Annotated in this window: 19 protein-coding genes; 7 read left to right on the top strand and 12 right to left on the bottom strand. The window is 66.2% G+C overall.

Annotation, left to right across the window (positions count from 1 at the left end; translation table 11 throughout):
- Positions 1-63: 63 nt before the first annotated feature.
- Positions 64-1,698, top strand: coding sequence for an alpha,alpha-trehalase TreA (gene treA, locus GIW57_RS20705; RefSeq protein ID WP_236512614.1), 1,635 nt, complete (start codon positions 64-66; stop codon positions 1,696-1,698).
- Positions 1,699-1,755: 57 nt separating this feature from the next.
- Here treA and GIW57_RS20700 read toward each other — a convergent pair whose 3' ends face one another.
- The 7 genes from GIW57_RS20700 to murJ all read right to left on the bottom strand — a co-directional run bounded on the left by GIW57_RS20700 (position 1,756) and on the right by murJ (position 11,515).
- A complete protein-coding gene (locus GIW57_RS20700; RefSeq protein ID WP_236512613.1) occupies positions 1,756-2,421 on the bottom strand; it encodes a lysoplasmalogenase in 666 nt (221 codons plus the stop codon).
- On the bottom strand, positions 2,418-4,301 hold the full coding sequence (locus tag GIW57_RS20695; protein ID WP_236512611.1) for a peptidase M61: 1,884 nt from the start codon (positions 4,299-4,301) through the stop codon (positions 2,418-2,420). Before GIW57_RS20695 ends, GIW57_RS20700 begins: the two co-directional genes overlap by 4 nt.
- Positions 4,302-4,557: 256 nt before the next feature.
- Positions 4,558-5,508 (bottom strand): 4-hydroxy-3-methylbut-2-enyl diphosphate reductase, encoded by a 951-nt coding sequence (gene ispH / locus GIW57_RS20690; RefSeq protein WP_236512609.1) that lies wholly within the window; start codon positions 5,506-5,508, stop codon positions 4,558-4,560.
- A 27-nt stretch (positions 5,509-5,535) separates the two neighbouring features.
- Positions 5,536-6,060, bottom strand: coding sequence for a signal peptidase II (lspA, locus tag GIW57_RS20685; RefSeq protein ID WP_100551860.1), 525 nt, complete (start codon positions 6,058-6,060; stop codon positions 5,536-5,538).
- Positions 6,060-8,891, bottom strand: a complete 2,832-nt coding sequence (gene ileS, locus GIW57_RS20680; RefSeq protein ID WP_108265646.1) for an isoleucine--tRNA ligase — start codon at positions 8,889-8,891, stop codon at positions 6,060-6,062. The genes lspA and ileS overlap by 1 nt, the downstream gene beginning before the upstream one ends.
- Complete coding sequence (locus GIW57_RS20675) at positions 8,888-9,835, bottom strand: bifunctional riboflavin kinase/FAD synthetase (RefSeq protein WP_025873849.1); 948 nt, start codon at positions 9,833-9,835, stop codon at positions 8,888-8,890. The genes ileS and GIW57_RS20675 overlap by 4 nt, the downstream gene beginning before the upstream one ends.
- Before the next feature lie 75 nt (positions 9,836-9,910).
- Positions 9,911-11,515 (bottom strand): murein biosynthesis integral membrane protein MurJ, encoded by a 1,605-nt coding sequence (gene murJ / locus GIW57_RS20670; protein WP_099821027.1) that lies wholly within the window; start codon positions 11,513-11,515, stop codon positions 9,911-9,913.
- A 116-nt stretch (positions 11,516-11,631) separates the two neighbouring features.
- Here murJ and rpsT point away from each other — a divergent pair, with 116 nt between their 5' ends.
- Positions 11,632-11,901, top strand: a complete 270-nt coding sequence (rpsT, locus tag GIW57_RS20665) for a 30S ribosomal protein S20 (protein ID WP_025873851.1) — start codon at positions 11,632-11,634, stop codon at positions 11,899-11,901.
- A gap of 213 nt (positions 11,902-12,114) precedes the next feature.
- Here the strand turns inward: rpsT and obgE are convergent, their stop codons facing one another.
- The 4 genes from obgE to rplU are packed head-to-tail and all read right to left on the bottom strand — an operon-like array spanning position 12,115 to position 13,956.
- Positions 12,115-13,170: a GTPase ObgE gene (gene obgE, locus GIW57_RS20660; protein ID WP_025873852.1), complete on the bottom strand. Its 1,056-nt coding sequence runs from the start codon at positions 13,168-13,170 to the stop codon at positions 12,115-12,117.
- Positions 13,167-13,304 (bottom strand): hypothetical protein, encoded by a 138-nt coding sequence (locus GIW57_RS20655; protein ID WP_157804331.1) that lies wholly within the window; start codon positions 13,302-13,304, stop codon positions 13,167-13,169. Before GIW57_RS20655 ends, obgE begins: the two co-directional genes overlap by 4 nt.
- A gap of 59 nt (positions 13,305-13,363) precedes the next feature.
- Positions 13,364-13,627 (bottom strand): 50S ribosomal protein L27, encoded by a 264-nt coding sequence (gene rpmA / locus GIW57_RS20650; protein WP_025873853.1) that lies wholly within the window; start codon positions 13,625-13,627, stop codon positions 13,364-13,366.
- An 11-nt stretch (positions 13,628-13,638) separates the two neighbouring features.
- On the bottom strand, positions 13,639-13,956 hold the full coding sequence (rplU, locus tag GIW57_RS20645; RefSeq protein WP_004148331.1) for a 50S ribosomal protein L21: 318 nt from the start codon (positions 13,954-13,956) through the stop codon (positions 13,639-13,641).
- A 340-nt stretch (positions 13,957-14,296) separates the two neighbouring features.
- Between rplU and uvrA the strand changes: the two genes are divergently transcribed.
- The 3 genes from uvrA to GIW57_RS20630 all read left to right on the top strand — a co-directional run bounded on the left by uvrA (position 14,297) and on the right by GIW57_RS20630 (position 18,511).
- On the top strand, positions 14,297-17,296 hold the full coding sequence (gene uvrA, locus GIW57_RS20640; RefSeq protein ID WP_236512607.1) for an excinuclease ABC subunit UvrA: 3,000 nt from the start codon (positions 14,297-14,299) through the stop codon (positions 17,294-17,296).
- Positions 17,296-17,703 (top strand): thioesterase family protein, encoded by a 408-nt coding sequence (locus GIW57_RS20635; RefSeq protein WP_089239570.1) that lies wholly within the window; start codon positions 17,296-17,298, stop codon positions 17,701-17,703. The genes uvrA and GIW57_RS20635 overlap by 1 nt, the downstream gene beginning before the upstream one ends.
- An 82-nt stretch (positions 17,704-17,785) precedes the next feature.
- Positions 17,786-18,511 (top strand): enolase, encoded by a 726-nt coding sequence (locus GIW57_RS20630; RefSeq protein ID WP_100463924.1) that lies wholly within the window; start codon positions 17,786-17,788, stop codon positions 18,509-18,511.
- 37 nt (positions 18,512-18,548) lie between these two features.
- Here the strand turns inward: GIW57_RS20630 and GIW57_RS20625 are convergent, their stop codons facing one another.
- The gene (locus GIW57_RS20625) at positions 18,549-18,995 is read right to left on the bottom strand and encodes a copper chaperone PCu(A)C (protein ID WP_236512606.1); all 447 of its coding nucleotides are present in this window, start codon (positions 18,993-18,995) and stop codon (positions 18,549-18,551) included.
- A 35-nt stretch (positions 18,996-19,030) separates the two neighbouring features.
- On the opposite strand from GIW57_RS20625, the gene GIW57_RS20620 reads away from it, so the two are divergent.
- Entirely contained in the window at positions 19,031-19,807 is a 777-nt protein-coding gene (locus tag GIW57_RS20620; protein WP_236512604.1) for an enoyl-CoA hydratase/isomerase family protein, read from the top strand.
- Positions 19,808-20,100: 293 nt separating this feature from the next.
- A partial coding sequence (locus GIW57_RS20615) for an acyl-CoA thioesterase domain-containing protein (RefSeq protein ID WP_236512623.1) occupies positions 20,101-20,649 on the top strand: 549 nt, incomplete at its 3' end.

The raw sequence follows: 20,649 nt of genomic DNA, 5'->3' as shown, positions 1-20,649 counted from the left end.
CGCTGTGCCTGCTTTCACGGCCCTGCGGCTACAGTGCTTCCATCGTTACAGGGAAGCACGCCCATGCGCCTTTCGCTCCCCCTGGCTGGGACCACGCTGGCTCTGCTGACATGCATCGGCGCCGCCAGGGCCGCCAATACCGACGCGCCGCCCGCTGCTCCGGACCAGCAGTTGCAGCCGCTGTTCCAGCAGGTGCAGCGCGCGCAGCTGTTCGCCGACCAGAAGACCTTCGCCGATGCGGTGCCGCGGCGCGAGCCGGCCGTCGTGCTGGCCGACTGGCAACACGCGCAGCAACAGCCCGGCTACACGCTGCGTGCCTTCGTGTCATCCGCGTTCGACGTGCCGGGCCAGACACCGCCCTACGTGCCGCCCCCGGGCCAGAGCCTGCGTGTGCACATCGAAGGACTGTGGCCGGTGCTGACCCGGCAGACGGCGACGGTAGATCCGCATGGCTCGCTGCTGCCACTCCCCCACCCCTACGTGGTACCGGGTGGCCGCTTCCGTGAGGTTTACTACTGGGACAGCTACTTCACCCTGCTCGGCCTCGCCTCCAGTGGTCGCTGGCAGCAGGTGCGCGACATGGTCGACAACTTCGCCTGGCAGCTGGACCGGTACGGGCACATCCCCAATGGCAACCGCAGCTACTACCTCAGCCGCTCGCAACCGCCGTTCTTCAGCCTGATGGTCGAGCTGCTGGTCACCCACGAAGGCGACGATGCCTATCGACGCTACCTGCCACAACTGCGCATCGAGCATGCGTTCTGGATGCATGGTGCCGATGGCCTGCCGTCAGGCGCGGCACGCGAGCGTGTGGTGCGGCTGGCCGACGGCAGCCTGCTCAATCGCTACTGGGACGCGCGGGCGGTGCCGCGCACCGAATCGTGGACCGATGATCTGGCAACCGCTTCGCGAGCCTCGGAGCGGGCGCCATCGCAGGTCTACCGCGACCTGCGTGCCGGCGCTGAATCCGGCTGGGACTTCAGTTCCCGCTGGCTGGATGATCCTGCCTCACTGGCCAGCATCCGCACCACGTCGATCATTCCGGTGGATCTCAACAGCCTGCTGCACCAGCTTGAGCTCACGCTGCAGCGGGCCAGCAAGGCCGCCGGCCTGCGCAACGACGCCCGCGCCTACGCCCGCCAGGCGGCCGCGCGCCGCGCTGCCATCAATGTCCATCTCTGGGATGGCGCGCAGGGATGGTACGTGGACCGCGATCTGGATCGCGGCATCACCCGCCCTGCCCTGACCGCTGCGGCGCTGTATCCGCTGTGGCTGCAGATCGCCGACCGTACGCGGGCACGACGCACTGCCGACGCGGTGGAGGCGCAGCTGCTGCGCGAAGGCGGCCTGCTGACCACCACCCTCAGCACGGGCCAGCAATGGGATGCGCCCAACGGCTGGGCACCGCTGCAATGGGTGGCGGTGGATGGGCTGCAGCACTACGGTCAGCAGCGGCTGGCGCGGCAACTGGGCATGCGTTTCCTGCGCACCGTGCAATCGGTCTACGACCGCGAAGGCAAGCTGGTGGAAAAGTACGTGGTCGACGGTTCCGCTGGCGGCGGCGGCGGCGAATACCCGCTGCAGGATGGCTTCGGCTGGAGCAACGGCGTCACCCTGGCCCTGCTGGACCGGTTGTGTGCACCACAACGCACCTGCAACAGCGTTACCGACATCGAAAAAGCGGACGGAAGGGATTGAGCCGCAAGTGGCACGACGAGGGCGGAAACGACCTGATCCGCTCCGTCCCCTTTTCTGCTATCTCACCGAGCGGGCGATGGCGTACTGCGCGGCGTAGTACGTGGACAGCACCAGCAGGCTGGCCAACGGCAGGCCGCCACCGAAGCGATCCCATGCCAGCAACGAATCGCTGGCCACAAACAGCAATGCGCCCCCGGCAGCCCAACGCGCACTGCCCGCTTCCAGCGCATCGGCGTGCGGCCGCCTCCAGTAACGGGCCAGTGCCAGCACCGCCATGGCGGCCAGCACCAAGACGTAGGCCAACACCGGAACGCGCATCGGCAGCGGCAGATGCGGCCACAGGCCGGCGACGTTGATCGAAGCGAATGCAGCAAGCAGCACGAAGGCAGCGAGCAGTCCGCGACCCGCGCGCAGGCCGGCACGGAACGCGGCGATGTAGCACAGATGCGCCAGCAGGAAGGCAACCAGGCCGGGCACGAACGCGTCGATCGGCAGCATCAGCGCGATATCGCCCACGCAGGACAACAGCATGCCGGCCAGCACCGCGCGCCGGTAGAACGCATCCGCCACCGGCCGCGCCTGCCAGGCGATGGCGGCGATAAGCAGCGTGGTTGCCGGCTTGGCCAACCAGTGCAGCCAACGCCCGTCGCCGTCCAGGTAGGCGCCGACGATGGCCAGCACCGCCAGCACCAGGATCAGCCCATCACGCGTGCGCAGCTTCATCGCGCCTTCCACAGCTCTGCAAGGCGGTCAGGGCGGCCGCTGATGCGTTCCAGCACCGGATACTGCAGGCCGCCGTGGTAGTCGATCTTTATCGTATCGATACGGTCGAACTGTTTGACCAGCAGTGTGATCGGCGCCTTGTCAGTGGCCGCCGCAGCCACCGCGTCCTTCAGGCGCTGGCTGCTGTATTCGCGACCGCCAACGGCGATCACCTTCATGCCCGGCGCCAGGCCGGCATTGAACGCCGGGCTGTCCCACACCACATCACCGACCACGCCGCTGTCGAGTACCGTCGCGCCCACCGAGTAGGCCAGCAACGCTGCCTTCGCGCGCTTTTCCTGTGCCTTGTAGGCCTCGTTCGGCGCATCGCGGTAGACCAGCTTCCAGCCCGCCAGTTCCAGGCCGCCGGTCAGCGATCCGTGCCCGTCCAGGCGCTGGCGCAGGAAGCTGGCCCAGTCGTACGGCGCGATGCCGTTCAAGGTCGCCACCACGTCATCGAAGGTGTACGGATTGACGTCCCAATCGCCGTTGCCAACGCCAAAGAAGGCACGCGCGAAATCATCCAGGCTGCGACGGTTGCCGGTCAGCCCCCGCAGCTTGCCCTCCACCTCCAGCCACAGCATCTGCCCGCCGGAGTAGTAGTCTTCGCTCATCTGGTAATTGCGGTACGGCAACGTGCGGCGCTGGGCGATGGTCGGGTCGTTGGTGGTGTCCTGCAGCGGGCGCCAGGCCAGGCCCGGGCGGCCGCGGTCATAGGTTGCCGCCACGTTCGCCAGCATGTCGCGCGCCTGCTCAGTGGTCCACAGCCCGGAACGCGCGGCCAGCACCTGGCCCCAGAACTGGGTCTGCCCTTCGTACACCCACAGCAGGCTGTCGCCCATCGGTGTGTTGAAGTTGGCCGTAGCCAGGTCGGCACCGCGACGGTACTTGCCGTTCCACGAGTGGGTGTATTCGTGCGGCAACAGGTCACGCATCCAGGCGTTGCTGTCCCACTCGGTGAAGTAGCCCGGGTCGGCACTGTTCTCGCTGGAGCGATGGTGCTCCAGCCCGATGCCGCCGAGACGATCGGTCAGGGCAAGCAGGAATTCGTAGTGATCGTAGTGGCGCGCGCCGTACAGCTTGTCGGCCTGCTGCACCAGCGCACGATGCAGCTTGATCTGCGCGTCGGTCGGCTTCAGCGATTTGACATCGTCGGCGAACACGTTCAGATGCACCGGCGCCTTCGCGCCCGGGTCGAGGTCGATGCGCTGGTGATGCTCGCCGGCAAACAACGGCGAGTCGACCAGGTGGTCGTACGAAATCGGCTTGAACACCACGGTGTCGCCATCGCGGCGCGAGGTTTCCAACGCGGTGGCATAGGCCCAGCCCTTGGGCAGGGTCACGCTGGCCTGCGCCTGCAGGTTGCGCGCGTCCATGCCGGCCGGATACAGCGAGTTGGCATTCCACTGCAGGTTGAGCATTTCCGGGGTCATCACCACCCGGCCCTGACTGCCACCCTGCGAGGACAGGAAATCGAAGTGGGCGACGATCTCGCTCACGCCTTCCGGTACGTCCACCTTGAACGCGTATACGTTGAACTGGTCGCGCTGCCAGGCCAACGGCTTGCCGTTGGCGGTCACCCGCAGGCCGGCCAGCTTGTCGATGGGGCCGGTGGGTGAATGGTTGCCGGGAATCCACTGCGGGTACAGCAGGGTCAGCGGGCCGGGCTTGGCCGGCACGGTGGCGGTCACCTTGAAGATGCGCCGGGCCAGGTCACGTGCGTCGACGTCAATGCGCAGCAGGCCAGGGGCGGCGGCATCACCCGGTGGCGGGGTCTGCGCCAGCGCGGGCGTGGCCGCCAGCGCGAACAGCACGGACATCACCAGGGCACGGGTTTTCATCGGCAACTTCCAGCAGCGAAGGATTTCCCGATGCTAGGCCTGTGCGATGCCGAGCCCCATGGCCGAAGGTCATGGTTGCCAGTGCATCGACCTGATGCAGCAAAGCCTCATCGGAGCGCTGGCGAAGACTGACAGCATCCACGCATGGCGTGGATCTACTGGAAAGCGGAGTACCGGGTAGATCCACGCCATGCGTGGATGGCATTCATCCCGAAGCCGTGCGAACCAAGGTTCGCACCCACCCGTAGCGCTATGGTCAGTCGACCAGGCGCAGCCGCAGTTCCTTCGGCAGCGCGAACACCATCGATTCCGGTTCGCCATCCAGCTCGCCCACGCTGCTGGCGCCCAGCTCGGCCAGACGCGCCAGCACGCCATCGACCAGCACCTGCGGCGCCGACGCACCGGCGGTCACGCCGATATGCTGCTTGCCGAGCACCCAGGCCGGGTCGATCTCGTGCGCACCGTCGATCAGGTAGCTCTCCACGCCTTCACGGCGGGCCAGCTCGCTCAGACGGTTGGAATTGGAGCTGTTCGGCGAACCGACCACCAGCACCAGGTCACAGCGCTTGGCCAGGTCGCGCACGGCGTCCTGGCGGTTCTGCGTGGCGTAGCAGATGTCGTCGTTCTTCGGCCCCTGCATCGCCGGGAAACGCGCGCGCATGGCTTCGATGATGCCGCGCGTATCGTCCACCGACAGCGTGGTCTGGGTGGTGTAGGCGAAGTTTTCCGGCTGGTTGATGTGCAGCGTGGCCACCTGCTCCACGTCCTCGACCAGATAGATCTGGCCGGTGCCCGCCTCGCGGTTCCACTGCCCCATCGTGCCTTCCACTTCCGGATGGCCGGCATGGCCGATCAGCACCACGTCACGGCCGGCACGGCAGTGACGGGCGACTTCGAAGTGGACCTTGGTCACCAGCGGACAGGTGGCGTCGAACACTTTCAGGCCACGACGCTCGGCTTCCAGGCGCACGGCCTGGGAAACGCCATGGGCGCTGAAGATGACGGTGTTGTTGTCCGGCACTTCGTCGAGTTCTTCGACGAAGATCGCGCCGCGCTGCTTCAGGTCATCGACCACGAAACGGTTGTGCACCACTTCATGGCGGACATAGATGGGCGCGCCGAGCGTTTCGATCGCGCGCTTGACGATCTCGATCGCACGATCGACACCGGCACAGAATCCACGCGGGTTGGCGAGCAGCACATCCATCAGTTCAGTCTCCCGGCAGCGGCCGGCTTACGGTTTCGGATTGGCATTATCCGCCTTTTTGGCGGACTTGCCGTCGAACAGGCCGAACAGGGCGATGCCTACGGCACCCACCACGATGGCCGAATCGGCGATGTTGAACGACGGCCAGACATGCTCGCCGACGTACCACTGGATGAAATCCACCACGTGGCCATGCACCTGGCGGTCGATCACGTTGCCGATCGCACCGCCGATGATCAGCGCATAAGGCACGGCGGCCTTCCAGTTGCCACGGGCGGTAGCGCGCAGCCACCAGGCCATCAGGCCGCTGATGGCGATCGCCAGCACGGTGAAGAAATGCTTCTGCCAGCCACCGGCGTCGCTCAGGAAGCTGAACGCTGCACCGGTGTTGTAGGTGCGGTACCAGTTCCAGAAGCCGTCAATGACCACCACCGGCTGGAACTCCGGCAGGCTCGACAGCACCCAGGCCTTCGACCACTGGTCCAGGCCGATGATGACTGCCGACAGCAGCAGCCAGATCAGCGCATTGGGATGCGGGCGCGGGGCGGCCATCAGAACCAGCTCCGCACTTCGCCGGCACCGGCGATGTTGGTCACGCAGCGGCCGCACAGTTCCGGGTGGTCGGCATTGCTGCCGACGTCGGCGCGGTGGTGCCAGCAGCGCACGCACTTGGACTTCTGCGTCGGCTGGGCGCTGACGAACACCTCGTCGGTGGTCGCCGGGCGCACCTGCACATCACCACTGATGAACAGGAAACGCAGTTCATCGGCCAACGGCTGCCAGCGTGCGGCCTGCTCTTCGCTGGCGGCGATGGTGATCTCCGCTTCCAGCGCGGCGCCGATCGCACCATTGGCGCGCATCGGCTCCAGCACCTTGGCCACCTGCTCGCGCACGGCCAGCAGCTGGTCGAAGTCGGCCGCGTTGAGCTGCGCATCGGCCGGCAGCGGCGCCAGGCCCTCGTACCAGGTGGTGAACAGTACGTGGCCGGCACGGTCGCCCGGCAGGTAACCCCACAGCTCGTCGGCGGTGAAGGTCAGGATCGGCGCCACCCAGCGGGTGAACGCCTCGGCGATGTGGTACATCGCGCTCTGCGCCGAACGACGACCATCCGAATCGGTCGGCATCGTGTACAGGCGGTCCTTGGTCACGTCCAGGTACAGCGAGCCCAGGTCCACGCTGCAGAAGTTCAGCAGCAGCTGCACGATCTCGGCCATGTCGTAGTTGTCATACGCCGCCTTGATCTTCTCCTGCAGCTCCCAGGCGCGGTGCACGATCCAGCGGTCCAGCGCGACCATCTCGTTGAGCGGGCGCAGGTGCTGGGCCGGATCGAAACCGTCCAGGTTGCCCAGCAGGAAGCGGGCGGTGTTGCGCAGGCGACGGTAGGCGTCGGCGGTGCGCTTGAGGATTTCCTGCGACAGCGACATCTCGTTGCTGTAGTCGGCCGAGGCAATCCACAGGCGCAGGATGTCCGCGCCCAGCTTGTTCATGATTTCCTGCGGCTCGATGCCGTTGCCCAGCGATTTGGACATCTTGCGGCCGTGCTCGTCCACGGTGAAACCGTGGGTGAGGCACTGCTTGTACGGCGCGCGCTTGTCGATGGCCACGCCGGTCAGCAGCGAGGACTGGAACCAGCCGCGATGCTGGTCGGAGCCTTCCAGGTACAGGTCGGCCGGCTTGCCGAAGCCACGTGCGGCCAACACCGCTTCATGGGTCACGCCGGAATCGAACCAGACGTCGAGGATGTCGGTGACCTTCTCGTAGTCGGCCGCTTCAGCGCCCAGCAGTTCGGCCGCATCCAGCGAGTACCACACGTCGATGCCTTCGGCTTCAACGCGGTCGGCCACCTGCTGCATCAGCTCCACCGAACGCGGGTGGATCTCGCCGGTCTGGCGGTGGGTGAACAGTGCGATCGGCACGCCCCAGGTGCGCTGGCGCGAGATCGTCCAGTCCGGGCGGCCATCGACCATGCTCTGGATGCGCGCCTTGCCCCAGCTCGGGAACCAGCCGACGGTGTCGATGGCGGCCAGCGCATCGTTGCGCAGGTTGGCCTTGTCCATCGAAATGAACCACTGCGGGGTGGCGCGGAACACCACCGGCGTCTTGTGCCGCCAGCAGTGCGGGTAGCTATGGCGGATCTCGACGAAGGCCAGCAGTGCGCCGCTGTCACGCAGCACCTGCACGATCGCCTCCTGCGCCTTCCACAGGTGCTGGCCAGCCAGCACCACGTCGCCGGCCGGCGGGGTCGATTCCAGGTAGACGCCACGGCCGTCGATCGGCGTGATCTGACCGGCGTTGTACTTGTCCAGCAGGCCGTATTTCTGGCTGACCACGTAGTCTTCCTGGCCGTGGCCGGGCGCAGTGTGCACCGCACCGGTACCGTCCTCGTCGGACACGTGTTCGCCGTTGAGCACGAGGATCTCGCGCTCCGGGTAGAACGGGTGCGCCAGCAGCTGGTTTTCCAGCGCCGAACCTTCGGCTTCACCGTGCAGCACCACCGCGTCCACGCCGTAGCGCTGCAGCGACCGTTCGGCCAGGGCCGCGGCCAGCACCAGCCAACGGCGCTTGCCGTTGTGCGCCGGGCCTTCGGCCAGCACGTAGCGGATGTCCGCACCCAGCGACACCGCCAGCGAAGCCGGCAGCGTCCACGGGGTGGTGGTCCAGATCGGCACGGCCACTTCGACATCCGCCGGCAGGCTGACACCGAACGCCTGCGCCACCGCCTGCGCATCGCGCGCGGCGTAGGCCACGTCGATCGCCGGCGAGGTCTTCTCGTGGTACTCGATCTCGGCCTCGGCCAGTGCCGAGCCGCAGTCGAAGCACCAGTACACCGGCTTGGCGCCGCGCAGCAGATGGCCGTTGGCCACGATCTTGGACAGCGCGCGGATCTCGTTGGCCTCGAAATCGAAGCTCAGGGTCTTGTACGGGTTGTCCCAATCGCCGGTGACGCCCAGGCGCTTGAAGTCAGCGCGCTGGATGTCGATCTGCTCCTCGGCGAACTCGCGGCACTTCTGCCGGAACTCGACCGCATCGAGCTTCACCCCGACCTTGCCCCACTTCTTTTCCACCGCGATTTCGATCGGCAGGCCATGGCAGTCCCAGCCCGGCACGTAGGGCGCATCGAAGCCGGCCAGGTAGCGCGACTTGACGATGATGTCCTTGAGGATCTTGTTGACCGCGTGGCCCAGGTGGATGCGCGCATTGGCGTACGGCGGGCCGTCATGCAGCACGAACAGCGGGCGGCCGGCGGCGTTGTCGCGCAGCTGCTGGTAGAGCCCCTGCTCTTCCCAGCGCGCCAGAATGCCCGGCTCGCGCTTGGGCAGGTCGCCGCGCATCGGGAATTCGGTGGCCGGCAGGTTGAGGGTGGTCTTGTAGTCCTGGCTCACGCAGTGGCTCGCAATCTATGTTCGGAAAGGATGGCACGCGCCTGTTCGGCGTCGCGGTGCATCTGGTCGGTCAGCGCCGCCAGATCGTTGAATTTCTCTTCGTCACGCAGCTTGGCGACGAATTCGACTTCGATGTGGCGCCCGTACAGGTCGCCCTGGAAATCGAACAGGTGCGCTTCCAGCAGCGGCTCCACGCCGTCCACGGTCGGCCGGGTACCGAAGCTGGACACCGACGGCCACGGCTGGTCGAACACCCCGTGCACCCAGGTCGCGTAGATGCCCGACAGCGCCGGGGTCTTCGGGAACCGCAGGTTGGCGGTGGGGAAGCCCAGCGTACGGCCGAGCTGGCGCCCGCGCACCACCCGCCCGCTGATCGAGTAGGGACGACCCAGCAGGTCACCGACACGGGCGAAGTCGCCTTCCTGCAGCAGCTGGCGGATACGGGTGCTGGAGATGCGATCACCATGCAGGTCGACCGCTTCGATTTCGCCGGCGCTGAAACCGAGCTCGGCGCCCAGCGCCTGCAGCAGGGCCAGATCGCCACGGCGACGGTTGCCGAAACAGAACTCCGGCCCGATCCAGACCTCGCGGGCGTTCAGGCGCTGGGCCAGCAGCTGGCGCACGAAGGTTTCGGCCGGCATCGCCGCCATCGCCGCGTCGAAGCGCAGCAGGCCGATCGCATCGACGCCCAGTTCGTGCAGGATCTCGACCTTGCTGCGGGCCAGGGTCAACCGCGGCGGCGGCGTGCCCTGGGCAAAGAACTCACGCGGCAGGGGCTCGAAGGCCACCGCCACCGCAGCCACACCCAAGGCGCGCGCGCGCGCGACCGCGTGCCGCACCAGCGCACGATGCCCCAGGTGGAGGCCGTCGAATGCACCGATGCAGACCACGCTTCCGTTGGGGAACAGCTCCCCGCCCTCGACGCTTCTGAACAGCCTGCTCATCAACTCTCGTTCCGGCCGGCCGCAGCCCGCCGTTTCAATGGTGTAACCCTGAAGTATAGCCGCCGGGAGCCACGATCAATGCCCACGCAGGTCGCGCGGACGGAAGCCCATCGCCACCATCGCCAGCAGGTAGGTCAGCCCGCCACCGCCGACCAGCAGGCCGAGGGCGCCGATCCGTTCCCACACGCCCATCGACGAGAAGCCCGGCAGCCAGTACAGCAGGGCCAGCAGCACGCCGACCATCGCCGTGCACGCCACCAGCAGCCGCAGCAGGTAACCGCCCCAGCCGGGACGCCGCTGGTAGACATCGGTCTTGCCCAGCCAGTACCACAGCAGCCCCAGGTTCAGGTAACTGGACAGCGCACTGGCGATGCCCAATGCCAGGTGCAGGCCGGGCTGCTTGCCGAGGGCGGCCATCACCCCCTGCGCCTTCAGCTCATCGGGCACCATCACCTGGTACAGCACCGCCAGCAGGGCGAAGTTGAACACCATGTTGGCCACCAGCGCGGCGACACCGGCACGCACCGGCGTTTTGGTGTCCTGCCGCGCGTAGAAGGCCGGCAGCACCACTTTCAGCAGCGCGAAGGCAGGCAGGCCGAAGCTCAGGCCGTACACCGACAGCGCCGTCATGCGGGTGTCGAAGGCGGTGAACTGGCCGTGCTGGAAGATCGTCGAGATCAGCGGCTCGGCCAGCAGCAGCAGACCGAGCATCGCCGGCACCGAGATCAGCAGGGTCATGCGCAGGCCCCAGTCCAGCGAGCGCGAGAAGCCTTCGCGGTCGGTGCTGACGTGGTGCCGGGCCAGCGCCGGCAGGATCACCGTGCCCAAGGCCACGCCGAACACGCCCAACGGCAGTTCCAGGAAGCGATCGGCCAGCGACAGCCAGGACTGCGAACCATCGGTCAGCTTGGCGGCGATGACGGTATCCAGCAGCAGGTTGATCTGCGCCACTGACGAGCCGAACAGGGTCGGCACCATCAGCGTCATCACCTTGCGCACGCCCGGATGGTTCCAGCCCCAGCGCGGCAGGGTCAGCAGGTCGATACCCTTCAACGAAGGCAGCTGGAACAGCAGCTGCAGCAGGCCGGCGGCCAGCACGGCCCAGCCGAGGGCAAGGATCTGCTTTTCCGGTGTGCCACCCAGCCGCGGCGCCAGCCACAGCGCGCCGGCGATCATGCACAGGTTGAGGATGACCGGCGTCAGCGCCGGCATCGCGAAGCGCTGGAAACTGTTCAGCGCACCGCCGGCCAGGGCGGTCAGCGAGACGAACAGCAGGAACGGGAAAGTCAGGCGGAACAGGTCGATCAGCAGGCCCTGCTTGGCCGGGTCGGTGTCGACGCCACTGGCGAAGACCGACGCCAGCTGCGGCGCGAAGATCAGCGCCAGCGCGGTGACCAGCATCAGCACGCCGCCCAGGGTGCCGGCAGTGCGGGCCATCAGTTCACGCAGCTCGGCGTGGCTGCGGGTTTCCTTCACCTCGGTGAACACCGGCACGAATGCGGTGGCAAAGGAGCCCTCGGCGAACAGCCGGCGCAGGAAATTGGGTATCCTGAAGGCGACCCAGAAAGCATCGGTGATGGCGTTGGTGCCGAAGGTCGAGGTCACCACCTGGTCCCGGACCAGGCCGAGAACCCGCGAGACCATGGTCATGCTGCTGAACGACAGCAGGCCCCGCAACATCTTGGGTGAACTCACTCAACGTCCCTCTTGACAATCGACTTGACGTACATTTCTTACGCCATCATACTAGCTAGCTTGCTGTTCCCATAACACCGATTTTTCAGGAAACCACCACCGTGGCCAATATCAAGTCCGCCAAGAAGCGCGCCAAGCAGACCGTCGTGCGCAACGCGCGCAACGTGGCTCAGCGCTCGATGCTGCGCACCGCTGTCAAGAAAGTGATCAAGGCGCTGGACGCCAACGATGCCGCCGGCGCTCAAGCCGCCTTCGCCGTTGCCCAGCCGATCCTGGATCGTTTCAGCGCGCGTGGCCTGATCCACAAGAACAAGGCTGCTCGCCACAAGAGCCGCCTGAACGACCGCATCAAGGCCCTCCAGGCCGCCTGATCCGGTTGGTTGCTGGAGCCCCGGCTCCGGCAGCACGCAAAAGCCCGGCTTCGGCCGGGTTTTTTGTTGCCTGCAGTTTCCGCTTCTGTAGAGCCGAGCCCATGCTCGGCTGGCCGCGCGAACAGCAGCCGAGCATGGGCTCGGCTCTACAGAAGAGCAGCACCCACAAAAAACCCGGCCGAAGCCGGGTTTTTTGCGCGAACCACAACGGCATTACTGGGCGTTGCGGGCCGCCTCGAGCTCGTCTTCCTTCTGGCGATCGAAGAACGCCATGATCCGGCTCATGATCGGGAAGGTGCCTTCGCGACCCAGTGCGGACACCAGGAACCACGGCTCCTTCCAGCCCAGCTCGGCAACGATCTTCTCTGCGGCGGCCTTGGCCTCGTCCTCGAACATCAGGTCGGCCTTGTTCAGCACCAGCCAGCGCGGCTTGGCCAGCAGCTCCGGATCGTGCTTTTCCAGTTCGCGCTCGATGGCACGCACCTGCTCGACCGGGGAAACCCCTTCCACACCACCTTCCATCGGCGAGATGTCGACGAGGTGCAGCAGCAGGCGGGTGCGCTGCAGGTGGCGCAGGAACTGCGCGCCCAGGCCGGCACCATCGGCAGCACCCTCGATCAGTCCCGGAATGTCGGCGATCACGAAGCTGCGGTAGTTTTCCACCTTCACCACACCCAGGTTCGGGTACAGCGTGGTGAACGGGTAATCGGCCACCTTCGGCGTCGCCGCCGAGACGGCGCGGATCAGGGTGCTCTTGCCGGCATTGGGGAAGCCCAGCAGGCCAACGTCGGCCAGCAGCTTCAACTCCAGCTTCAGCGTGCGCTCTTCACCCGGCTCACCCGGCAGCGCCTGGCGCGGCGAGCGGTTGGTGGAGCTCTTGAAATGCATGTTGCCGAGGCCGCCGCGGCCGCCCTTGGCCACCAGCAGGCGGTCGCCATGCTGGGTCAGGTCGCCGATGATTTCATCGGTGGCCACGTTGATGATCACGGTGCCGACCGGCACGGTGATGACCATGTCTTCGCCGCCCTTGCCATAGGCCTGGCGGCCCATGCCGTTCTCGCCGCGCTGCGCCTTGAAGATGCGGTCATGGCGGAAGTCGACCAGGGTGTTGAGGTTTTCGTCGGCGCGGATCCACACGCTGCCGCCCGCACCGCCGTCGCCGCCGTCCGGGCCGCCGAGCGGAATGAACTTCTCGCGACGGAAGCCAATGCAGCCGTTGCCGCCGTTGCCGGCGAACACTTCGATTTCTGCTTCGTCTACCAGTTTCATTGTTTCGATGCCTGCGATGGGCGCGGCATGCACGCCGCCACCTTGATGTAGTGCCGGCCGCTGGCCGACAACCGGGCGATGCCCGTTTTACCATTGATTCCAACGAAAAGCCCCGCCGAAGCGGGGCTCTTCATGCAGCGAGCTCTTCATCCAGCACGGCCATGCCGAGGCATGGGCGCCGGACGCAGCCTTATCAGGCTTCGACCGAGACGACGCTGACGGTGCGACGCTTCTTCGGGCCCTTCACGGTGAACTCCACCTTGCCGTCCGTCAGGGCGAACAGGGTGTGGTCACGACCGAGGCCGACGCCGGTACCCGGGTGGAACTGGGTGCCGCGCTGACGCACGATGATGTTGCCGGCTTCGATGGCCTGGCCGCCGAAGATCTTGACGCCGAGGTACTTCGGGTTGGAGTCGCGACCGTTGCGCGAAGAGCCTACGCCTTTTTTATGTGCCATGACCTATCTCCTTACTTGCTGCCACCGGCAATGCCGGTGATCTCGATTTCGGTGTAGTACTGACGGTGACCCTGGCGCTTCATGTGGTGCTTACGGCGACGGAACTTGATGATCCGGACCTTGTCGGCACGACCCTGGGACAGGACGGTGGCAGTGACCGCAGCGCCGCTCAGGGCGTCGCCGATCTTGATGCCATCGCTGTCGCCGAGCAGCAGGATGTTGTCGAACTTGATCTCGCTGCCGACTTCGACTTCGAGCTTTTCAATGCGGAGCTTTTCGCCCTGCGCCACGCGGTATTGCTTACCGCCGGTGACCAGTACTGCGTACATGACCAGACTTCCTCTGTAGTTATTGTGGTCTATGGACTGCCGCCGTCGAGGGCGGACAGGAGCGGAATTGTACGTGGACCACCGGGGACGGGTCAAGTCAACCCCCTGAACGGCCCGGGCGTCCCCCCTTGGGGCCGAGTCATGCCCGGCTGAACGGTTCGGGGGCCACGCAGCCGAGCATGGCTCGGCGCTACACAAAGCTGTCGGCCGGTCTCACGGGGTGAGACACCGGGCTGGCATTGTCGCCCATTGCCCCCATCTGGTCACCTCGGTAGGCTGACCGATTGCCGCCCTTTCGCTGGCCCGGCGGCCCAGCCACGCCCCCACAACCGGATTCCCCATGGCGATGGATTTCATCCGCATCCGCGGCGCGCGGACGCACAACCTCAAGAACATCGACCTCGACCTGCCTCGCGACAAACTGATCGTGATCACCGGCCTGTCCGGTTCGGGCAAGTCGTCGCTGGCGTTCGACACCATCTATGCCGAGGGCCAGCGGCGTTACGTCGAGTCCCTGTCGGCGTATGCGCGGCAGTTCCTGAGCGTGATGGAAAAGCCGGACCTGGACCATATCGAAGGCCTGTCCCCAGCGATCTCGATCGAGCAGAAGTCGACCTCGCACAACCCGCGTTCGACGGTCGGCACGATCACCGAGATCTACGACTACCTGCGCCTGCTGTACGCACGTGTCGGCACCCCGCGTTGCCCCGACCACGGCTATCCGCTGGAAGCGCAGACGGTCAGCCAGATGGTCGACCACATGCTGACGCTGGACCCGGAACAGCGCTACATGCTGCTGGCGCCGGTGATCCGCGACCGCAAGGGCGAGCACGCGCAGGTGTTCGACCAGCTGCGCGCGCAGGGTTTCGTGCGTGTGCGCGTCGATGGCGAACTGTACGAAATCGATGCGGTGCCGCCGCTGGCGCTGCGCCAGAAGCACACCATCGAAGCGGTGATCGATCGCTTCCGCCCGCGCGAAGACATCAAGCAGCGCCTGGCCGAGAGCTTCGAAACCGCGCTGAAGCTTGGTGATGGCATGGCGTCGGTGCAGTCGCTGGACGACGCCGGCGCGACCCCTACCCTGTTCTCGTCCAAGTATTCCTGCCCGGTCTGCGACTACTCGCTGCCCGAACTGGAGCCGCGCCTGTTCTCGTTCAACGCACCGATGGGCGCCTGCCCCGGCTGCGACGGGCTGGGCATGGCCGAATTCTTCGATCCCTCGCGCGTGGTGGTGCATCCCGAGCTTTCCCTGGCTGCCGGTGCCGTACGCGGCTGGGATCGCCGCAATGCCTATTACTTCCAGCTGATCGCTTCGCTGGCCAAGCACTACAAGTTCGACACCGACGCAGCGTGGAACTCACTGCCGGCAAAGGTGCAGCAGGCCGTGCTGTATGGCAGCGGCGAGGAAGCGATCACCTTCACCTACTTCACCGAGGCCGGTGGCCGCACCCAGCGCAAGCATCGCTTCGAAGGCATCATTCCCAACCTTGAACGCCGCTACAAGGAAACCGAATCGGCGGCGGTGCAGGAAGAGCTCGGCAAGTACATCAGCGAGCATGCCTGCCCCGAGTGCAACGGCGCGCGCCTGAACAAGGCCGCGCGCAACGTGTTCGTGGCCGACCGCCCGCTGCCGGAACTGGTGGTGCTGCCGATCGATGAAGCCCTGAAGTTCTTCAGCGAACTGAGCCTGCCGGGCTGGCGCGGCGAGATCGCCACGAAGATCGTCAAGGAAATCGGTGAACGCCTCGGCTTCCTGGTCGATGTGGGTCTGGATTACCTGACCCTGGAGCGCAAGGCCGACACCCTGTCCGGTGGCGAGGCACAGCGCATCCGTCTGGCCAGCCAGATCGGTGCTGGTCTGGTGGGCGTGATGTACGTGCTCGATGAGCCGTCCATCGGCCTGCACCAGCGCGACAACGAACGCCTGCTGGGCACCCTCACCCGCCTGCGCGACCTCGGCAACACGGTGATCGTGGTCGAGCATGACGAAGATGCGATCCGGCTGGCCGACTACGTGCTGGACATCGGTCCGGGCGCGGGCGTGCATGGCGGCGAGATCGTCGGCCAGGGCAGCCTGCAGGACCTCCTGGATGCACCGCGCTCGCTGACCGGCCAATACCTGTCGGGCAAGCGCGCGATCAAGATCCCGGCGCGCCGGCACAAGCCGAACCCGAAGATGACGCTGCATCTGCGTGGCGCCACCGGCAACAACCTGAAAGGCGTGGACCTGGCCATCCCGGCGGGGCTGCTGACCTGCGTGACCGGCGTGTCCGGCTCGGGCAAGTCGACCCTGATCAACGACACCCTGTTCTCGTTGGCCGCCAACGAGATCAACGGCGCCTCGCACCCGATCGCGCCTTACAAGGAGATCGATGGCCTGGACCTGTTCGACAAGGTGGTGGACATCGACCAGTCGCCGATCGGCCGTACCCCGCGCTCGAACCCGGCCACCTATACCGGCCTGTTCACGCCGCTGCGCGAACTGTTCGCACAGGTGCCCGAATCGCGTGCGCGCGGTTATTCGCCGGGGCGCTTCAGTTTCAACGTGCGTGGTGGCCGCTGCGAGGCCTGCCAGGGCGATGGCCTGATCAAGGTCGAGATGCACTTCCTGCCGGACGTGTACGTGCCCTGCGACGTCTGCCATGGCAAGCGCTACAACCGGGAAACGCTGGAGATCCTGTACAAGGGCTTCAACATCAACGACGTGCTGGAAATGACCGTCGAAGATGCGTTGAAGCTGTTCGAGCCGGTACCGTCCATCGCCCGCAAGCTGGAAACCCTGGTCGATGTCGGCCTGAGCTACATCAAGCTGGGGCAGAGCGCGACCACGCTGTCCGGTGGTGAAGCACAGCGCGTGAAGCTGTCCAAGGAGCTGTCGCGCCGCGATACCGGCCGCACCCTGTACATCCTCGACGAGCCGACCACCGGCCTGCACTTCCACGACATCGAGGCGCTGCTCGGCGTGCTGCACAAGCTGCGCGACGAGGGCAACACGGTGGTGGTGATCGAGCACAACCTGGACGTCATCAAGACTGCCGACTGGATCGTTGATCTGGGTCCAGAAGGCGGTCATCGCGGTGGCACCATCCTGGTGACCGGTACGCCGGAAGACGTCGCGGCATGCCCGGATTCGTACACCGGTCAGTTCCTCGCCCGGATGCTGCCGTCCACCAATGCGCGACCGGACCAGCCCGCCGCCGTGGCCAACAAGCCCGATGCGCGCCCGCCGCGCAAGGTGAAGCCCGAGAAGCCGGCAAAGAAGGCAGCGGCCGCCAAGAGCACCGGCAAGGCCAGCAAGACCGCCGCGCCCGGCGGCACCAAGAAGAAAAAGGACGCCTGATGAGCAGCGAACACAAGATCCTGGCCCGCATTCCGATCAGCGTGCGCTGGCGTGACATGGACAGCATGGGCCACGTCAACAACGCCAAGTACATCTCCTACCTGGAAGAGGCGCGCGTGCGCTGGATGCTGGGCGTGGAAGGCGTGTCGATGACCGACCGCATCGCACCGGTGGTGGCTGCCACCAACGTCAACTACCGGTTGCCGATCGTGTGGCCCAACGACATCCTGGTCGAGCTGTTCGTCGAGCGTCTGGGCAACAGCAGCGTGACCATCGGTCATCGCATCGTCGACCAGCAGGACGAGTCGAGGCTGTATTCGGACGGCAACGTGGTGGTGGTGTGGATGGACACGCAGACCGGCAAGAGCGCGCCGCTGCCGGATGCGATCCGCAACGCGTCGAGCTGACACATCTGGTAGATGCCGACCTTGGTCGGCACCGGCCCGCCGGGCATGGCCCGGCGCTACCGTTCCACATCAAAGGACTGACATGATCCACCAGACTGAACTGCGCGACCTGCTGCCCGGCATGGTCCCCTTCCCCGCCGACGTATTCCCCGATGACCAGGCCTGGCTTGGCCAGCACCTGCTGCCGCTGCTGAAGATCGACCTCGGGGTGCTGCGCCCGGAACTGGCCGGCCAGGCCGCGACCCTGCTGTGTCCGATCGAGCCCTATGAAGGCTGCATCGGCGAAGCCACCGAAGAACACCACAACGCGTTCACCGGCACCAACTGGGTCGCCTTTGAATTGACCGCCGATAACCGCATGCGTTTTCTCGGCGACGAGGGCTACTTCATCGGCGACCAGGTGCAGGACAACGACGCGCTGGAGCACATCACGGAGATGCGTGAGAGCTACAGCAAGGCACACGCGTACTTCCAGCAGCATGGACGCCTGGCCAGCTATTCGCGCTATGGCGATGGCGAACCTGGCGAGCAGGCCTACCTTGATGTGCTGGGTGGGCAGATCTCGACCGGCAACTGGATTGAAACCGCGGAGATTCCTGCTGCCTTCGCGCTGGAGTTCACCGAGGCGGCCGACGACCGCCATGCGCCGGACGATGCCGAGTGCGCGATCATCACCCGTGATGGCAGGAAATTCTTCGCCGTGGCCGAAGTCGCCGGCTACAACTGGTGCGCCACTGGTGCCGATGCGATCGTGATGCTGTACGAGCCGGAAAGCCGGACGGTGCTGTTCTCGTACGACTGGTCGTAAGCCTCGCCGGGCATGGCCCGGCGGAACGGGTGCCGCGTTACGGCGCGGCCTTGCGCACGGTCAGCGTCGCATTCGCTTCATCACCGCCCTCCATCTGCAGGCGCAGCGGCACGGTCTGTCCCTCCTTCAGCGCACCCTTGCCATCCATCAGCATCAGGTGCAGGCCGCCGGGTTTCAGCTCGGCACGCGCGCCCGGCGCCAGCGGCAGGCGTTCGATCGCACGCATCCGGCTGATGCCGTCCACCACCGTGGTTTCGTGCAATGACACATCACCGAATGCGGCGCTGCTGGCACCGGTGATGGTCACGGCCTTGCTGCAGCCGTTGCGGATTGTCCCGTAGCCGGCGGTCATCGGCATCGCCGGATTCGGCGGCATCCGCGCCCAGCCCTGCTCCACCGTCACGCAGCTCTGTTCGGCCGCCGACGCCGATGCTGCAAGCGCACACAGCACGAACAGTACGCCAACGCATGGTTTGGTTATCATCGCCCAGGTTCCTTCTTCGCAACGAGACCCGCAGCATGACGACGCTCATCGAGGTGATCAACCATGGCCCCATCCGCGAACTGCGGCTGGCGCGGCCGCCGGTCAATGCCCTGGACACCGAGCTGTGCCGGCAGTTGATCCATGCCATCGAACTGGCGATGGCCGAGGACGCGCACGGCATCGTGCTGTCCGGCAGCGAGCGTATCTTCACCGGCGGCATGGACGTGCCGCACCTGCTCTCGCATGGCGATGACAAGCACAAGCTGCTGGACACCTGGAACGCGTTCTTCGGCGCGGTACGCACGCTTGCCGAGAGCCGCATCCCGGTGGTTGCGGCGATCACCGGCCATGCACCGGCTGGCGGCTGCGTGCTGGCCCTGTGCTGCGACTACCGGGTGATGGCACGCAGTGCCGATCCGGCGCGCCCGTACGCCATCGGCCTGAACGAAGTGCAGGTCGGCCTGATCGCACCGGAAGGAATCCAGCGCCTGTTGCGCCGGGCGGTGGGCGCGCACCGCTCCAGCGTCCTGCTGGCCACCGGCGCACTGGTCCCCGCCGAACAGGCTCTGCAGATCGGCCTGGTCGATGAACTGGTTGATGGCGAGCTGGTGACTGCCCGTGCGGTGGCCTGGCTGCAGGACCTGCTGAAGCAGCCGCGGCAGCCGATGCTGCTGACCCGGGCCATCGCCCGCGCCGAACTGCACGATGCCCTGCACCCGGACCTGATCCAGCTCGACCGCTTCGTCGAGGCCTGGTTCGCCCCGGATGCGCAGAACGCGCTGCAGGCACTTGCCGCCCGACTGGGTAAATAACGCTGCCGGGCTGCTGCCCGGCACCCGCAGAAACCAAAGCAACCACCGCGGATCCGTCTGCGGATTGCGGGGAGGCCGGAACAGGCGGGACACGCCGTAAACCCATCCTTGGGGGCTCGTAGGCGCCCTCCATGGCGCCTGCGGTCCCGCCTGTCCCGGCCTCCCCGCCTCGGACACTTCGTCGCACGCCCTTCGTAAAGCCGAGCCATGCTCGGCTGCAGGGGTGGCGGCATGTGGAAAACGGGAATGAGGGGGCCGTGCGCACCGGTATAATCGAGCCCTCTTTCATCGCTGTGGCCGCCCCCTTGAACGACACGCCCGAACCCGTCGTCTCCGAGCTGATCGATCTGCTCACCCTGGAGCGGCTGGAGGACAACCTGTTCCGCGGCCAGAGCCGCGACATCGGTACCAAGTACGTGTTCGGCGGACAGGTGCTGGGCCAGGCGCTGGCAGCCGCCCAGGCCACGGTCGACAACGGTCGCCATGTGCATTCGCTGCATGCCTATTTCCTGCGCGCCGGCAACATCGACCATCCGATCGTCTACGACGTCGACCGTACCCGCGACGGCGGCAGCTTCTCGGTACGCCGGGTGACCGCGATCCAGCACGGCAAGGTGATCTTCTTCTGCGCGGCCTCGTTCCAGCAGGCCGAATCCGGTGCCGAGCACCAGCACAAGATGCCTGAAGTGCCGCAACCGGAAGACATCGAACCGAACCGCCCGCTGCCGGCGGAGGTGCTGGAACGCCTGCCGATCAAGGTGCAGCGCTGGCTGTCGCGCGGCGGTCCGTTCGAGTTCCGCCATGTGTATCCGCGCGACAGCCAGCGCTGCACCTTGATCGGC

Source organism: Stenotrophomonas sp. PA-6-5C, assembly GCF_021605635.1.
GTDB classification, from domain to species: Bacteria; Pseudomonadota; Gammaproteobacteria; order Xanthomonadales; family Xanthomonadaceae; genus Stenotrophomonas; species Stenotrophomonas lactitubi.
The sequence above is the reverse complement of the archived record's forward strand: the minus strand, read 5'-3'. Positions and strand labels throughout refer to the sequence as shown.

Coding starts and splice junctions, on each gene's coding strand:
- GIW57_RS20675 (WP_025873849.1), bottom strand. CDS start 9,835: ATGAGCAGGCTGTTCAGAAGCGTCGAGGGCGGGGAGCTGTTCCCCAAC.
- murJ (WP_099821027.1), bottom strand. CDS start 11,515: ATGTTGCGGGGCCTGCTGTCGTTCAGCAGCATGACCATGGTCTCGCGG.
- GIW57_RS20695 (WP_236512611.1), bottom strand. CDS start 4,301: ATGAAAACCCGTGCCCTGGTGATGTCCGTGCTGTTCGCGCTGGCGGCC.
- GIW57_RS20655 (WP_157804331.1), bottom strand. CDS start 13,304: ATGAAGAGCCCCGCTTCGGCGGGGCTTTTCGTTGGAATCAATGGTAAA.
- rpmA (WP_025873853.1), bottom strand. CDS start 13,627: ATGGCACATAAAAAAGGCGTAGGCTCTTCGCGCAACGGTCGCGACTCC.
- treA (WP_236512614.1), top strand. CDS start 64: ATGCGCCTTTCGCTCCCCCTGGCTGGGACCACGCTGGCTCTGCTGACA.
- obgE (WP_025873852.1), bottom strand. CDS start 13,170: ATGAAACTGGTAGACGAAGCAGAAATCGAAGTGTTCGCCGGCAACGGC.
- rplU (WP_004148331.1), bottom strand. CDS start 13,956: ATGTACGCAGTACTGGTCACCGGCGGTAAGCAATACCGCGTGGCGCAG.
- GIW57_RS20620 (WP_236512604.1), top strand. CDS start 19,031: ATGACGACGCTCATCGAGGTGATCAACCATGGCCCCATCCGCGAACTG.
- GIW57_RS20700 (WP_236512613.1), bottom strand. CDS start 2,421: ATGAAGCTGCGCACGCGTGATGGGCTGATCCTGGTGCTGGCGGTGCTG.
- lspA (WP_100551860.1), bottom strand. CDS start 6,060: ATGGCCGCCCCGCGCCCGCATCCCAATGCGCTGATCTGGCTGCTGCTG.
- GIW57_RS20625 (WP_236512606.1), bottom strand. CDS start 18,995: ATGATAACCAAACCATGCGTTGGCGTACTGTTCGTGCTGTGTGCGCTT.
- uvrA (WP_236512607.1), top strand. CDS start 14,297: ATGGCGATGGATTTCATCCGCATCCGCGGCGCGCGGACGCACAACCTC.
- ispH (WP_236512609.1), bottom strand. CDS start 5,508: ATGGATGTGCTGCTCGCCAACCCGCGTGGATTCTGTGCCGGTGTCGAT.
- GIW57_RS20630 (WP_100463924.1), top strand. CDS start 17,786: ATGATCCACCAGACTGAACTGCGCGACCTGCTGCCCGGCATGGTCCCC.
- GIW57_RS20635 (WP_089239570.1), top strand. CDS start 17,296: ATGAGCAGCGAACACAAGATCCTGGCCCGCATTCCGATCAGCGTGCGC.